Genomic DNA, 13,797 nt, shown 5'->3' on the forward strand with positions numbered 1-13,797 from the left:
GCCGCGAACACGTGATGATCATCACGCTGAACCGTCCCCGAGGCCCGCAATGCCATCAACAAGGCAGTGCATATCGGCGTCGGCACGGCGTTGGAGGAGGCCGAGCACGATCCGGAAATCCGGGCCGTCATCCTGACCGGAGCCGGCGATCGCGCCTTCTGTGCCGGCGCCGACCTGGTGGCGGTGTCGCGCGGCGAGAACCTGCGGCCGGATGATCCGGCCCAGCAGGCCTGGGGCTTTGCCGGCTTTGTTTCGCATCCGATCAGCAAGCCCGTCATCGTCGCCGTGAACGGCTTTGCCCTGGGCGGCGGCACCGAAATCTCGTTGGCCGCCGACCTGATCGTCGCCGCCGACAGCGCCAGTTTCGGCCTGCCCGAAGTCAAGCGCGGCATCTATGCCGGTGCCGGCGGCACGTTCCGCATCATCGAGCAATTGCCCAAAAAGATCGGCATGGAACTGCTGCTGACGGGCGAACCCATCACGGCCCAGCGCGCCAGGGAACTCGGCTTCGTCAATGTCGTCGTGCCGCTGTCCGAACTGCTGGATGCGGCGCTGGCTCTTGCCGCGCGCATCACCGTCAACGCTCCCATCTCGGTGCAGGCCAGCAAGCGGATCGCGCTCGGCATCATCGATGGCAGGATTCCGTCCGATGACGACGCCTGGGCGCGCAGCGCCGCCGAGGCCCGGGTCGTCATGGCGTCCGAGGATGCCAAGGAAGGGCCGCGCGCCTTCGCCGAGAAACGCACGCCAGTCTGGAAAGGACGCTAATCATGGCCATGGATGCAGAACACATGCCCGTCATCGTTGGGGTCGGACAATATAATGACCGCCCCGAAAATCCCGATGATGGTCTCGACTCGCTGGGCCTCATGGAGCAGGCGCTGCGCCGCGCCGATACCGATGCCGGCGGTGGCTGGCTTGGGGATATCGACTGGTTGGGCACGGTGGACCAGATATCCTGGCCGCAGCTCGGCGAAATCACCGGCCCGTTGAGCGCGCGCATCGGGGCGAACCCCAGGCACCGCACGACCACCTCGATGGCCAGCGGCGACAGCCCGATCTTCCTGCTCAACGAGGCGGCCAATGCCATTGGCGCCGGGGAGGCCAAAGTGGCGGCCGTTGTCGGCGGCGAGGCCCTGCGGACGGCGGCGCATTTTGTCAAAAAGGGCAATGGCGGCTTCAGCTCGGTCCGTGAATCGTCGATGCAGCGTGCGCCGAGCTTCCGCAAGCGCTATGGCCTGGTTGGCCCCGTCGACCTCTATCCGCTCTACGAGAATGCCAGTCGCGCTGCCTATGGACAGACCCTGGCCGAAGGGCAGGACGAAAGCGCCGCTATCTGGTCCCGCTTCGCGCAGGTCGCTGCTGGCAACGAAGGCGCCTGGATCCGGCGCGGCGCCACGCCGGACGAGATCAAGACGCCGTCCGAGAACAACCGGCCCATTTCCCATCCCTATAACAAGCTGATGGTGGCCAACAGTTCGGTCAACCAGGGCGCTGGCTATATCGTCACCAGCCTGGCCGAGGCCCGTCGTCGCGGCGTGCCGGAACAGAATATCATCTATGTCGGCCTCGGCGCCGCGGGGCACGAGCCCGACGACCCGCTTGGCCGCGACCGGTATGACCGATCGCCATCCATGGCGGTGTCCATCAATCGCGCGCTCGAGCTCAACCGGCTCAAAGCCGACGATCTGGACCATGTCGAACTCTATAGCTGCTTCCCCACCGTTCCCAAAATGGCGCGCCGGGTGCTGAACTGGCCGCTGGAGAAGCCGGCCACGGTGTTTGGCGGCCTGACATTCGGGGGTGGCCCGATTGGAAACTATATGGCGCATGCCGTGGTCAGCATGGTCCACAAGCTGCGCCAGAGCGGGCGTTTCGGCCTGCTGTTCGCTAATGGCGGGATTGCCACGCACAACCACACCATCGCCCTGTCCACCGAGCCGTTCGCGGGGGCGCAGTTCCCGCAGGACTTCCACTTCCAGGCCGAGGCCGACAATGCCCGTGGCGCGGTGCCGCAGGTCGTCGAAAGCTACCATGGGCCGGCAACGGTCGAGACCTATACCGTGCTCTATGAGCGCGACGGGTCGCCTCGCTTCGGCGTGGTGGTGGCGCGAACGCCCGATGGTGAGCGCACCCTGGCCAAGGTCCCGGCCAATGACAGCGAAGGCATCGCCTTCCTGGTCAGCGGGGCCGCGGAGCCGGTGGGGTCTTCGGGTACCATCGTGGCCGGCCCCGACGGCGACCAGATCTGGCAGCGCGCATAGGCGCCGGCAGAAAACCAGTAGCCCAGGGGGCATTAAATGGTGGACGTCATTGCGGCGCCACGGCCGGTCATGAGCATAGCGCGCGTCAGCTTCTTTGGCGCGCTCCTCATCGCGATCGGCCCGATATCGATGACCCTCTATTCTCCGGCGATGACCAGCATCGTCGAGGCTATGGGAACCACGGAGGCCATGGTGAAGCTCACCATGACCTCCTACTACGCCGGATTTGCCTTTGCCCAACTGCTGGCCGGCCCGATTTCGGATGCACTTGGGCGGCGTGGGGTCACGGCGGCCTTCATCGGCCTGTTCCTGTTCGGCACGCTCATCTGCCTGGTGGCGCCATCGGTCGAGATTCTCATCGCCGGGCGCGTGCTGCAGGGACTGGGAGCCTCGGCGGGAGCGGTCATTTCGCGGGCCGTCATCCGCGACGTATTCGAGGGAGACGATTCCTCGCGCATCATGAATCTCATCGGCATCATCCTGGCGGTCGGTCCGGCCTTTGCCCCCACTCTTGGCGCCCTCATCCTGTCCTTCTGGGGGTGGCAGTCGACCTTCGTCTTCATGTTTCTGATGGGGAGTGGCGTGCTCGTTGCCATGCTGATCGGCATGCGGGAAACCGCGCCGGTCGAGCGCCCGAGCTTCCGGCTCGCACCGCTGCTCACCAATTACGGCGTACTGATCCGGAACCGCTCCTTCCTTGCCACCACAACGGTGGTGGCCGGCGCGGTTGGCATCTTCTACGCGCAGTCTACGCTGCTGCCCTTCGTGCTCATGGGACGGATCGGCATGTCGGCGAGCGAGTTCGGCATTGGGATGCTGCTGCAATGGGGCGGCTACTTTGCCGGGGCAATCGTGGTTCGGGGGCTGATGGACCGTGTCGGCGCCATGGCTTTGGTGCTGCCCGGCCTACTGATCGTTTCCGTAGCAAGTGTGCTGCTGCTCAATACGCTCATCTTCACGCCCAGCTATCTCACCGTGATGCTGCCGATTGCGTTGCTGACCTTCGGCAATGCCTTTGTCGGTCCGGCGATGACCACGGCGACGCTGGCGCCCTTTCCCAGGATGGCCGGCACGGCCTCGTCCCTCATGGGGTTCCTTCAGATGGCCGCCGGCCTGCTGGTCAGCACCTTTGCCAGCTTCGCACCCGATCCGGTGCTCGCTTTGGTCGCGGCCAGTGTCGGCATGTCGGCAATGTCGTGCCTCGCCTTCACCTATTACCGGCTGAAGTTCCGTCGCGTCGCGGTGAATCCGCCATTGATCCTGCGGTCACCGGCGGATGACTGATCGCAGCCTATTCCAACGCCTCTATCCCGGCTCCCGGGAGGTTGACGATTGCAGACGGATGGCGTCTAGAACCTCCATCCGTCCCAACCGGTCTGCCTGATCATGCGAGATGATGCTGCCCCCGACCTGAATTCTCGTTATCCCCTCGGGGCCGGCCCGGGCCAGGGCGAATGCATCCATATCGGCGAGCATGTGCGGTGGTACCGCATCGTTTCGTCCGGGGCACCGATGGGCGGCGTCAATATCTGGGCACTCCGGGACGGCGACGGCTGGGCCATTGTCGATACCGGCTTCGCCGATCCGGACACGGCGGCGCAGTGGCAGGTGATCCTCGATGACCTTGCCTTGCCGGTGACGCGCATCATCTGCACGCACTTCCACCCTGATCATATCGGGCAGGTGGGCATGCTGCAGGAGCGGTTCGATGCGCCCCTGTTCATGACCGATATCGAATGGCAGTTGGCCAAGCGCATCGATGCGGCAGGTGCGGATCGCGGCCCCTTCACCGAGCTGCTGCATCGCTGCGGCATGGGCGCCGAAGCGCTGGCGGCGATGGCCGGCGGACGGCCGGGCCGTTTCAGCTCCGGGCTGCCCGATCGCTGCGAGATACTGACGCCGGGCGAGACCATCGCCATCGGCGCGCTGCGCTGGCGCATCGAGACCGGCGCTGGCCATTCACCGCGGCCGGCCATTCTCGTCAGCGACGAAGCCCGGCTGGCTCTGGTGGGCGACCAGTTGCTGATGCGGATCACGCCCCATGTCGGCGTGGATGCCGAGGATCCCGAAGGCGACCCGCTTGGCCTCTATCTCGACTACCTTAACGCCGCCGTCGCCATGCCCCAGGACCTGCTAGCGCTGGCGGGGCATGGCCCGGTCTTTCGACAGCCCGGGCTGCGGGCTACCGAGATCGCCGATCACCACGACAAGGCCTTGCGATCGGTCAGCCAAACGCTCGGCACGGCAAGCCTGGCCTGTGACGTGCTGATGCCCCTGTTTGGTCGCATCCCTTCGGGAGTGGGCCTTGTCCTGGCCCTCACCGAAGCGCTTGCCCATCTCAACCGCCTCGTTGCGGAGGGAAGGGCGCAGCGCTTCCTTGATGCGGAAGGCCGTTATCGGTTCGGCCCCGCCTGACCCCGGACCGCCTTATTTGTGCGGCGGCCGCTCGGGTGGTTCCGGGCGCTTGCCGGTGAGGTAGAGCGCGTCTTCTTCGGCTGCCACCGGCACTGCCGCCGGATCGACTGGCGCGCCGAAGAACGAGCGCTTGAACGGCGCCTCCTCGCTGGGAACAGGCTGGCCGGTGCGCGGCTTGAGAATGCCAAACAGGGAGAACATGGCGACTCCTATTTGAAGATGCCCTTGAGCAGGCGGCCCTCGATCTCGGCGAGATCGGCGGCGCCGCGCTGGCGCGGGCGGGGGTGATCGATGGCGATATCGAGCGCGATACGGCCCTCGTCGAGCACGATGACGCGATCGGCCAGGGCAACGGCCTCGCCGACATCGTGGGTGACGAAGAGGGCGGTGAAGCCCTGTTCCCGCCAGACCCGTTCGATCAGCGCCTGCATGGTGATGCGGGTCAGCGCGTCGAGGGCGCCCAGCGGTTCATCGAGCGCGAGGAAGCCCGGCTGGCTGACCAGCGCCCGGGCCAGGGCCGCACGCTGGCGCTGGCCTCCGGACAGGCGCGAGGGCCATTCGCCGGCCTTTTCGGCCAGTTGCACCTCGGCCAGGGCGGCCTCTGCGCGGCGACGGGCCTCGCGTTTGTTGACGCCTTCGCCCAGGCCGACAATGACATTGTCGATGACGCTGGCCCAGGGCAGCAGGCGCGGCTCCTGGAAGACGATGCGGGCGCTGGGTTCGGTTTCGGCGCCATCGGGTCCGACAAAGCCGATATGGCCGGAAGTGGGCGTATCGAGCCCCACCAGCAGGCGCAGCAAAGTGCTCTTGCCGCAACCGCTCTTGCCGACAATGGCGAGGAACTGGCCGGCGGGAACCTCGAGATCGAGATCGTGCAGGACGGGCACGTCGTCGAAGCTCTTCGACAGGCCCTCGATGCGGATGCCGACGCCGGGTTCGTCGCGGCGCTGGCGGGGCGAACGGGTCTCGTATTCTGGCTCGATATCGCGGCCCCAGACATTCTTGGTGCGGATGGACGGGGTCATGGCTCAGGTCCTCACGGGTTTCTGGTAGGCGGGGTTCCACGACAGGGTCAGCCGCTCGAGGGTGAGGGCGATGACGTCGGCCAGCTTGCCGAGCAGCGCGTAGATGACGAGCGCCAGGATCACCACGTCGGTCATCATGAATTCGCGGGCCGAATTGGCCATGTGGCCGATGCCCGACGAAGCGGCCATGGATTCGGCGACGATCAGCGTCAGCCACATGATGCCGAGCGAGAAGCGCAGGCCGACGAAGATGGAGGGCAGGGCGCCGGGGAAGATGACCTTGCGGAACAGGGTCCAGCCATTCATGCCGTAGACGCGGCCCATCTCGATCAGTTGCGGATCGACATTGCGCACGCCATGCAGCGTGTTGAGGTAGATCGGGAAGAAGACGCCGAGCGCGGTAAGGAAGAGCTTGGCCTCCTCGCCGATGCCGAACCAGAGGATGACCAGCGGGATCAGCGCCAGGTTGGGAATGGTGCGCAGCATCTGCAAAGTGGTGTCGGTCAGGGCATGGCTGAGCCGCGATATGCCGTTGGCAAGCCCGAGCAGGAAGCCGATGGAGCCTCCGACCAGCAGGCCCGAAATGGCACGCAGGGCGCTGGCCTGGATATTGACGGCCAGCTCGCCCGTGACGAGCTTGTCCCAGAAGGCCCAGACCACCTGGATGGGCGCCGGCATCAGCCGGTTGGTGATCCAGCCGAATGACGTCGCGGCCTGCCACAGCAGGACGACGGCAAGCGGCAGCAGGAAGGGCAGCAGGGCGGACGGCGATATCTGCACCGCCCGGCGGCGTGCGGGAATGCGCGGACCAGTGGGCAGGGTGATGGGCTTACCGAGTTCAGCAGCGAGGGTCATGTCGGCCTCCGGTGAATGCGAGGATGGGCCGGCACCATGCCGGCCCATCGGTTGCGGCAGGTTCAGAGCGCGGGCGGGTACCAGACGATGTCGCTGATGGTGAGCTGGCGCGGAATGATCTTCTCGGCGAAGAAGGTGTCGGCCAGCGCCTGCTGGTAGGCGATGACCTCTTCATCGAGCGACTGGATGGCGCCCAGGTCGGCCCCCTTGCGGCCCAGGGTGATGCGGGTGATCGGCACCGGCACGCCGGTCGAGGCCGAGATGGTTTCGGCGGTGGCGTCGAGGTCCGACTGCGCGGCCGTACCCACTTTGCGCAGTTCGTCGATGACTTCTGCAACGATGGTCGGGTTGTCCCTGGCATAGGCGCCATTGGCCTGGAGGAAGCCCCAGGAATCGACGATCCCCTCGGTCGTGGCCAGCACGCGGGTCTCGGGGTCCTGCGCGGCAATGGCGTAATAGGGATCCCAGATGACCCAGGCGTCGATCTGGTTGTTGGCGAAGGCCGGTGCGGCATCGGGCGGGCCAAGATCGAGCGGGGTGATGTCGGCCAGCGTCAGGTCGGCGCTGCGCAGGGCGGCGAGGATGAAATTATGCGAGCTGGAGCCGCGCTTGAAGGCCACTCGCTTGCCCTTGAGATCGGCCAGCGACTGGATGGGCGAGTCCTGCTTGACCAGGATGGCCGAGCCATCGAGGCTCCCCGGCGTGGCCGCGACATAGACGAGGTCGCCGCCGGCCGCGTGGGCGAAGAGCGGCGGCACGTCGCCGGTCGAACCGAAGTCGATGGCATTGGCGCCCAAAGCTTCGAGCAGCGGCGGGCCGGAGGTGAATTCGGCCCAGGTGACGGAGATGCCGCGCGGGGCGAGCCGCGCCTCGATGGCGCCGCTGGTCTTGGCGAGGGCAAATGTGCCGCCCTTCTGCCAGCCGATGCGGAATTCGGTGGCTGTGTCCTGCGCGCGGCCTGTTGTCGGCAGGGCGAGCGCGGCAGCGGCGCCGGCAAAGAGGGGGAAGGTCTGTCTGCGGGTAAACATGGGGAGGCTCCGTTGGGAAAGGTCAGGCGCTCTGCGCCACGAGATCGGCATTGCGGACGGCGGCGAGGCGCCAGCCCAGTTCATCCACGACCCGCTCGATGCGGGACTTGAGATTGACGCTGGTCGGCTGGTAGTCGGCGAAATCGGCTTCGGTGGCGTAGATGCCGGTCGAGAGGATGTCGGCCGAGAAGAAGGCGAAGAGCGGCCGCAACCCGTGATCGACCACCAGCGCATGGCGCTCGCTGCCGCCGGTGGCGGTCAGCACCACCGGCTTGTCCTTGAGCGCCTTGGGGTCGATCAGGTCGAACAGGTGCTTGAACAGGCCCGTATAGGTGCCCTTGTAGACGGGCGAACCGACCACCAGCGCATCGGCATTGGTGATGGTGTCGATCAGGTCCACCAGGTCGGGCGGCGCCTGGCGCGGGTCGAGCGTGGCGCCGAGCGAAGGGTGGATATCGACCAGGTCATAGATGGTGGTGCGGGCGCCGCTGCGCTGGGCCGTGGTCTCGACGATGGTCTCGACCAGGCTCTTGGTGCGCGAGGGCAGCGAGGACGAACCGGCAAAGCCGACGATATGAAGCTGGCTCATGATGCACTCCGCTGCTGGCTGGCGCGAGCGACGAAGCGGTTGACCGGGCGTTCGAGCCCCAGATTTTCGCGCAGGGTCGCGCCCTCGTATTCGGTGCGGTAGAGGCCGCGCTTCTGCAGGATCGGCACCACCTGCTCGACGAAATCGGTGAGGCCGGTGGGCAGCACGGGCGGCATGATGTTGAAGCCATCGGCCGCGCCATTGACGAACCAGTCCTCAAGGGCATCCGCCACCTGTTCGGGCGTGCCGACATAGGTGCGGTGACCGCGGGCGGTGGCCAGCGACAGGTAGAGCTGGCGCAGGGTGAGGCCGGTGCTGGCGAGGTCGGAGACCAGCTTGAGGCGGCTCTTGTTGAGCTCGGTATCGGTCGGCAGCGGCGGGGCGACATCGTCCAGCGAATAGCCGGAGAGATCGACGCCCACATAATATTGCTTGAGGATGCCCCAGGCGATGGAGGGGTGGACCAGCGACTGGATGAACTCGTAGTTCTCCTGCGCCTCGGCCTCGGTACCACCAAGCACCGGGAACAGGCCCGGCATGATCAGCAACTGCTCGGGCCGGCGGCCGTATTTGGCGAGGCGCCCCTTGATGTCGGAATAGAATTCCTGCCCGTCGGCCAAAGTCTGGTTGGCAGTGAAGATCACCTCGGCAGTGCGGGCGGCCAGGTTCCGCCCGGCCTCGGAGGCGCCGGCCTGCACGACGACCGGCCGTCCCTGCGGCGAGCGGGCGACATTGAGCGGCCCGGCGACATCGAAGAACTGGCCGTGGTGGTCGACCTTGTGGACCTTGCCGGGGTCAAGGAAAATGCCCGACTGCTTGTCCACGATCAGCGCATCGTCCTCGTAGCTGTCCCAGAGGTCGAGCACGAGATCGACCACTTCCTCGGCCCGCTCGTAGCGATTGGCATGCGCGGGGTGGCCGGCGATGGAGAAATTCTTCGACACGTCCGCGGCTGTCGTCACCACGTTCCAGGCGGCACGGCCCTTGCTGATATGGTCGAGCGAGGCGAATTTGCGCGCCAGGAGATAGGGGTCCTCATAGGTGGTCGAGGCGGTGGCGACGAAGCCGATATTGCTGGTCACCTGCGACAGCGCCGACCACAGGGTCACCGGCTCGAAATGGGCGGAATGGCTGACGCGGGAGCGGATTTCGGGGTCCTTGTCGCCGTCCCAGCCGGCTGGGCTGTCCGCCACGAAGACCAGGTCGAACAGGCCCTTTTCGGCCGTCTGCGCCAGGTCGCGATAGTGATCGATATTGTGCCCCGCATCGGCCTGGGCATCGGGGTGACGCCAGGCCGCGACGTGGTGGCCCGTTGCCATGATGAAGGCGCCGAGTCGTATCTTCCGGGTTGTCTCGCTCATCTCTCGACCTCTCGCTGTTAGCCGCGCCCATTGAGAGCGCACCCTCATTTGGCGCTAACTCTAGTGGTTTAGTCGAGTATAGATTTTTGCCTTGTTGGCCCGCTTTGCAGTTTTGTGTTTTCCCATGCGCCGGACCGGCAGGTGCTGATTTTCGGGGTAAGCCTTCCACGGCCAGATGCTGTTCGGCGAACAGGTCAATGGCGAAGCGGCCGAAGCGGCTTGACTTAAAATATGCATGAAGATACATATGTATGATGATGCAACAGAGCATATTCCAGACATTGGCCGACCCCACGCGGTTTCGCATCGTCGCAGCGCTGGCGGATGGCGAGCAGGCCGTGGGTGACCTGGTTCGCGCCGTCGATATCGATCAGTCCGGCGTTTCGCGGCACCTGCGAATTTTGGGCGAAGCGGGCTTCGTCACGATGCGGCCCGATGGCGCGCGGCGCCTCTATTCGCTCCGGCCCGAGCCATTCCAGGCGATCGACGAATGGGTGCGGACCTATCGCAAGCTTTGGGAAGGCCGGCTCGATCGGTTCGACGCCGCCTTGCTGCGAAAGTCCGGCGCGCGGCAACACGAGGGGAAGAAGTGATGGTACAGGCCAGCGAGCCCAGGGCGGGTACGATCAGGCTGGAGCGGGTCTACGACGCGTCGATCGAGGACGTCTGGGCGCTGTGGACGACGAAGGAAGGGCTCGAGCAGTGGTTCGCGCCCGAGGGCATGCGCTTCGAGGTGTCGGTCCTCGATCTGCGGGTCGGTGGTACCTTCGATCATGTGATGACGGCGGTGGGTGCCGAGCAGGTCGCCTATATGGCGAACCTCAACAGGCCATCGATGGCGCGGGTGAGCGGTCGATTCGTCGATATTGTGCCCCATCGGCGCCTGCGGATTCGCTTCGACATCGACTTCGTGCCGGGCGTCGAGTCGTATCCCTACGACATGATGGTCGAGCTCCACACCGAGGCCGGGCGCGTCCGGATGGTCCTGACGGCCGATCGCCACCCGGACGCCGAGATGACGCGCGGCGCCATCATCGGACTGACCAGCCAGTTGCAGCGATTTGACCTGGCCATAGCGGCACGGGCAGCAAAGGAGCAACGACCGTAATGCGACCTCTTCTCTACTCCATCAACGTCACGCTCGATGGCTGCGTCCACCACAATGCCGTGCCAACCGACGAGACACTGCTGCGGGAACAGTTGCAGGCAACGCATCGCCATGCCACCGAGACCATCGCCCGGGCCGATGCCCTGCTGTTCGGCCGCACCACCTATGAGATGATGGAAGGCGCGTGGCGGCTGGCTACGCGGACCACGCCGCCGGCCGACTGGCAAATGCCTTTCGCGCGCACCATCGACGCGATGAAGAAATACGTCGTTTCCAGCACGCTCGGCCGGGTCGACTGGAATGCGGAGCTTGTGAGCGGAAACCTGGGCGAGGCGGTACAGAAGCTCAAGCAGCAGCCGGGCAAGGCGCTTTTCACAGGCGGCGTGAAGCTCCCGCTGGCGCTGGCGGAGCTGGGCCTGATCGATGAGTACGAATTCGTCGTGCAGCCCAGGCTTGCCGGCCATGGGCCCACATTGTTTGCCGGGCTCTCCAAATATGTCGAGTTGAAGCTCATCGACCGGAAGGAACTCAGTTCGGGCGCCGTGGCGCTGCGCTATGAGCCTAGAAGGTAACGCGTGAGCCGCGACCTTGAACCGGCATCTGGCGCCGGGCGGCGATATCGCTTGGCCTAGATCGGCATGCGATATCCAAAGAATTCATGGTCCTCGTTGTAGCCCCCTTGACCGGCACCAAGGTCCTTGAAATCCTCAACGAACTCGATGGCCTCGATCCACTTGACCATCTTGAACCCGAGCTCGTTCTCGCAACGCAGCCGCAATGGCGCGCCATGGAGCACCGGCAAGGGCTGCCCGTTCATTTCGTAAGCGAGTAGCGTCAATGCGTGGCGCATGTTGCCGAGCTTGTGGACGTCGTAGTAGCGGCCGCCATCGCTGCCATCCGCCAGCGAATAGAACACGGCATAGCGCGCTTCGGGTTTTGGCTGCACCAGCTCCAGGATGTGGCGCATGGGAACACCGCTCCATTTGGCGACGCCCGACCAGCCCTGAATGCAGAAATGCGTGGTGATCTGGTCTTGCCTCGGCATGGCCTTCAACTCGGCAAGCGACAGGGTTTGAGGATTATCGACCAAGCCGTCGATCCTCAGTCGGTAACCCTCGAAATTGCCCGCGACGAGCGCATCATATTCCGCGGAATTGGGCATGGTCCCGTTGGGCCAGAAGTGGGGGGAAATATCCTTCTCGGTCAGTTGCGATCTCGGATCGAACCATTCTGCCAGGCCCTTGAGCCAGCCGACCATGACGCGACCAATCTTTTGCACGAGGCGGGCATTGTTGAGCGTGAAGGGTGACGCCCAGAGCCAGCAGGTGGCGAGAATCATCATGGCGATGAGAAACAGCCAGAAGCCGGTCCAGGAGCCATCATCGAGGCCGGCGAACATCCGGTTGGTGTTGGCGCGCAGGCCGGTGATCAAGACCAGCGCGCCATGGATGAGGATGAACGCCACAAACCACAGGAACGAGATGAAGTGGATAGAGCGCGCCACCTGACGGTTGATAACCTTGCCGATCCAGCCGAGCCGGTTCGAAATGGCTGGTCCCTGCAGCAGCCCCGTGACGATCGAGACAGGCGCCGCAATGAAGACGGTCACGAAATAGGTAAGTTGCTGGAGCGAGTTATACCGCGTCCATCCCTGTTCGGCGGGAAAGTCGAGCGAGGCATATTGGATGGCGGTCGACAGCGCATTGGGAAAAACCTCCCAGGTCGTCGGGACGATCCGCTGCCACTGGTCGGTGGCAAAAATCAGGGCATAAAAGGCGATGCCGTTCAGCAGCCAGAGCAGGTTGACGGAAAAATGCCACCAGCGCGCCAGACCAAGAGTATGCCGCAATCCGGGAATGCCCAGCCAGGTCGGCAAGGTGACCGCGTCGTCCTTGGCGGTCCACACCCTGTCCTTTGGCACATCGGACTGGAACCGGAACCATTCCGTTCCAGGCGTGCTGTCACGCTTCCAGTAGAGGCGCGGGTGATCGGCGAGGATCTGCAGGCCTGCCCGCATGATGAACAGCATGAAAAACATGTTGAGGAAATGCTGCAGCCTCAGCCACCAGGGAAAGCCCGACGTCACTGGTGGCGTTGAAGATGCCACCCCGGGATAGGTGGCAAGGAACGCCTCGACGCTCGCAAGTTCGCGCAAGGCCTGGGCGCATGCGATCATGATCAAAAGCAGGGCCGCGCCAATCGGCAGCAGCCAGAGCAGGTTGAACCAGCGTCTGCCGATCCGGATATGGGGCAGCGTTCCAGATCTTGGAGGCAGCCAGTGATTTAGCCTGACCCGGTCATCGGCCGGGCTCAGGGATTTGGCGAGGGGGTCGTGCTCCGGCTTCGGCGCAGCAGTCATGGATTTAGCCAGTTGTGCCGATGGGAACATGCCCGGCAAGGCCGCCCAGCAGCATGGGCAGGAAGAATTCCGTCCAGTCATTGACGACGTGGGCGCCGGCCGAGACCCACAGATTGCGGGTGAGAAGGAAAGCGGCGGTGAGGACGAGGCGCGCCGTACCGATGCCCCCGAAGCACTGGATGAAGTTCCAGTTATAGGTCGGCAAGTGAACCGCAGCGAACCAGGCCGTCGACAGAATGACGGCGATGACGAGGCCGACGCGGCGCGACAGGCCGAAATGGCGCACACAGAGCCAGAGTATGGCGAGCAGCGGGAGGATGGTCATCAGTTCCTCGCCGACCAACTGGATGGCGGTGCGGACCAGAAACGCCACCAGGTCCACACCCCCGATTTTGGCAAGAACGCCGGCGGTGGGATTGGCGCTCATGTCAGTGATCTGGAAAAGCACCAGACCGACAGCGAAGGACGCGGCGAGGGTCAGGAGCCCAAAGCCGATAGCCAGGCCGAATTCCTTCAGGCCGAAACGCCGGAACAAAGCATTCTGGTGGCCACCGCTGACCAGAGCCAATGTCAATAATGGCAGGCCGGTATAGACGATGGGCGTGATCAGACTGAGCGGAAACGTTGCGAAGGGCAATGTTATCAGCAGGGTGAAAGCGACACCGACCGCAGCCACGATGGCCAGCCAGCCGAGCGGCCCTATCTCCACGGGGCTGCCGTTGTAGTATGGATAGTCAATCGTCGTGCCCATGTGCCCCCAGGCTGAGCGAATTACGCGAACAAGACTCCCCTG

The 13,797-nt window shown here is 64.7% G+C and carries 15 protein-coding genes; 7 read left to right on the plus strand and 8 right to left on the minus strand.

Translation table 11 applies throughout. From position 1 onward, the window contains the following. Nucleotides 1–66 precede the first annotated feature (66 nt). The 4 genes from NVV79_RS14140 (at nucleotide 67) to NVV79_RS14155 (ending at nucleotide 4,679) form a co-directional block, all read left to right on the plus strand. Nucleotides 67–768, plus strand: coding sequence for an enoyl-CoA hydratase-related protein (locus NVV79_RS14140; RefSeq protein WP_369684734.1), 702 nt, complete (start codon nucleotides 67–69; stop codon nucleotides 766–768). Between the two features lie 2 nt (nucleotides 769–770). After that, on the plus strand, nucleotides 771–2,264 hold the full coding sequence (locus NVV79_RS14145) for an acetyl-CoA acetyltransferase (RefSeq protein ID WP_303990781.1): 1,494 nt from the start codon (nucleotides 771–773) through the stop codon (nucleotides 2,262–2,264). Nucleotides 2,265–2,300: 36 nt separating this feature from the next. After that, the gene (locus NVV79_RS14150; protein ID WP_303990784.1) at nucleotides 2,301–3,548 is read left to right on the plus strand and encodes a multidrug effflux MFS transporter; all 1,248 of its coding nucleotides are present in this window, start codon (nucleotides 2,301–2,303) and stop codon (nucleotides 3,546–3,548) included. A gap of 102 nt (nucleotides 3,549–3,650) precedes the next feature. Beyond that, a complete protein-coding gene (locus NVV79_RS14155) occupies nucleotides 3,651–4,679 on the plus strand; it encodes an MBL fold metallo-hydrolase (RefSeq protein WP_303990787.1) in 1,029 nt (342 codons plus the stop codon). Nucleotides 4,680–4,691: 12 nt separating this feature from the next. Here NVV79_RS14155 and NVV79_RS14160 read toward each other — a convergent pair whose 3' ends face one another. The 6 genes from NVV79_RS14160 to NVV79_RS14185 form a co-directional block, all read right to left on the minus strand. Then, on the minus strand, nucleotides 4,692–4,880 hold the full coding sequence (locus NVV79_RS14160) for a hypothetical protein (protein WP_303990790.1): 189 nt from the start codon (nucleotides 4,878–4,880) through the stop codon (nucleotides 4,692–4,694). 8 nt (nucleotides 4,881–4,888) lie between these two features. Then, entirely contained in the window at nucleotides 4,889–5,704 is an 816-nt protein-coding gene (locus NVV79_RS14165) for an ATP-binding cassette domain-containing protein (RefSeq protein WP_303990791.1), read from the minus strand. Between the two features lie 3 nt (nucleotides 5,705–5,707). Next, nucleotides 5,708–6,559 carry an ABC transporter permease subunit gene (locus NVV79_RS14170; protein WP_303990792.1) on the minus strand — a complete coding sequence of 284 codons (852 nt, stop codon included), beginning with the start codon at nucleotides 6,557–6,559 and terminating at the stop codon, nucleotides 5,708–5,710. Nucleotides 6,560–6,621: 62 nt separating this feature from the next. Beyond that, the gene (locus NVV79_RS14175; protein WP_303990794.1) at nucleotides 6,622–7,587 is read right to left on the minus strand and encodes an aliphatic sulfonate ABC transporter substrate-binding protein; all 966 of its coding nucleotides are present in this window, start codon (nucleotides 7,585–7,587) and stop codon (nucleotides 6,622–6,624) included. A gap of 22 nt (nucleotides 7,588–7,609) precedes the next feature. Continuing rightward, nucleotides 7,610–8,176, minus strand: coding sequence for an FMN reductase (msuE, locus tag NVV79_RS14180; protein WP_303990796.1), 567 nt, complete (start codon nucleotides 8,174–8,176; stop codon nucleotides 7,610–7,612). After that, entirely contained in the window at nucleotides 8,173–9,537 is a 1,365-nt protein-coding gene (locus NVV79_RS14185; RefSeq protein ID WP_303990798.1) for an LLM class flavin-dependent oxidoreductase, read from the minus strand. Before NVV79_RS14185 ends, msuE begins: the two co-directional genes overlap by 4 nt. Nucleotides 9,538–9,788: 251 nt before the next feature. Here NVV79_RS14185 and NVV79_RS14190 point away from each other — a divergent pair, with 251 nt between their 5' ends. The 3 genes from NVV79_RS14190 to NVV79_RS14200 are packed head-to-tail and all read left to right on the plus strand — an operon-like array spanning nucleotide 9,789 to nucleotide 11,217. Next, nucleotides 9,789–10,130, plus strand: coding sequence for a helix-turn-helix transcriptional regulator (locus NVV79_RS14190; RefSeq protein WP_303990801.1), 342 nt, complete (start codon nucleotides 9,789–9,791; stop codon nucleotides 10,128–10,130). Then, complete coding sequence (locus tag NVV79_RS14195) at nucleotides 10,130–10,645, plus strand: SRPBCC domain-containing protein (protein WP_303990803.1); 516 nt, start codon at nucleotides 10,130–10,132, stop codon at nucleotides 10,643–10,645. Before NVV79_RS14190 ends, NVV79_RS14195 begins: the two co-directional genes overlap by 1 nt. Then, the gene (locus NVV79_RS14200; RefSeq protein WP_303990805.1) at nucleotides 10,645–11,217 is read left to right on the plus strand and encodes a dihydrofolate reductase family protein; all 573 of its coding nucleotides are present in this window, start codon (nucleotides 10,645–10,647) and stop codon (nucleotides 11,215–11,217) included. The genes NVV79_RS14195 and NVV79_RS14200 overlap by 1 nt, the downstream gene beginning before the upstream one ends. Nucleotides 11,218–11,273: 56 nt before the next feature. Here the strand turns inward: NVV79_RS14200 and NVV79_RS14205 are convergent, their stop codons facing one another. Together NVV79_RS14205 and NVV79_RS14210 are read right to left on the minus strand one after the other, a co-directional pair. After that, entirely contained in the window at nucleotides 11,274–13,004 is a 1,731-nt protein-coding gene (locus tag NVV79_RS14205; RefSeq protein WP_303990807.1) for a molybdopterin-dependent oxidoreductase, read from the minus strand. A gap of 4 nt (nucleotides 13,005–13,008) precedes the next feature. After that, complete coding sequence (locus NVV79_RS14210; RefSeq protein ID WP_303990810.1) at nucleotides 13,009–13,755, minus strand: CPBP family intramembrane glutamic endopeptidase; 747 nt, start codon at nucleotides 13,753–13,755, stop codon at nucleotides 13,009–13,011. Nucleotides 13,756–13,797 lie beyond the last annotated feature (42 nt).

The sequence above is a fragment of the Devosia ginsengisoli genome, from assembly GCF_024707105.1.
GTDB classification, from domain to species: domain Bacteria; phylum Pseudomonadota; class Alphaproteobacteria; order Rhizobiales; family Devosiaceae; genus Devosia; species Devosia ginsengisoli_A.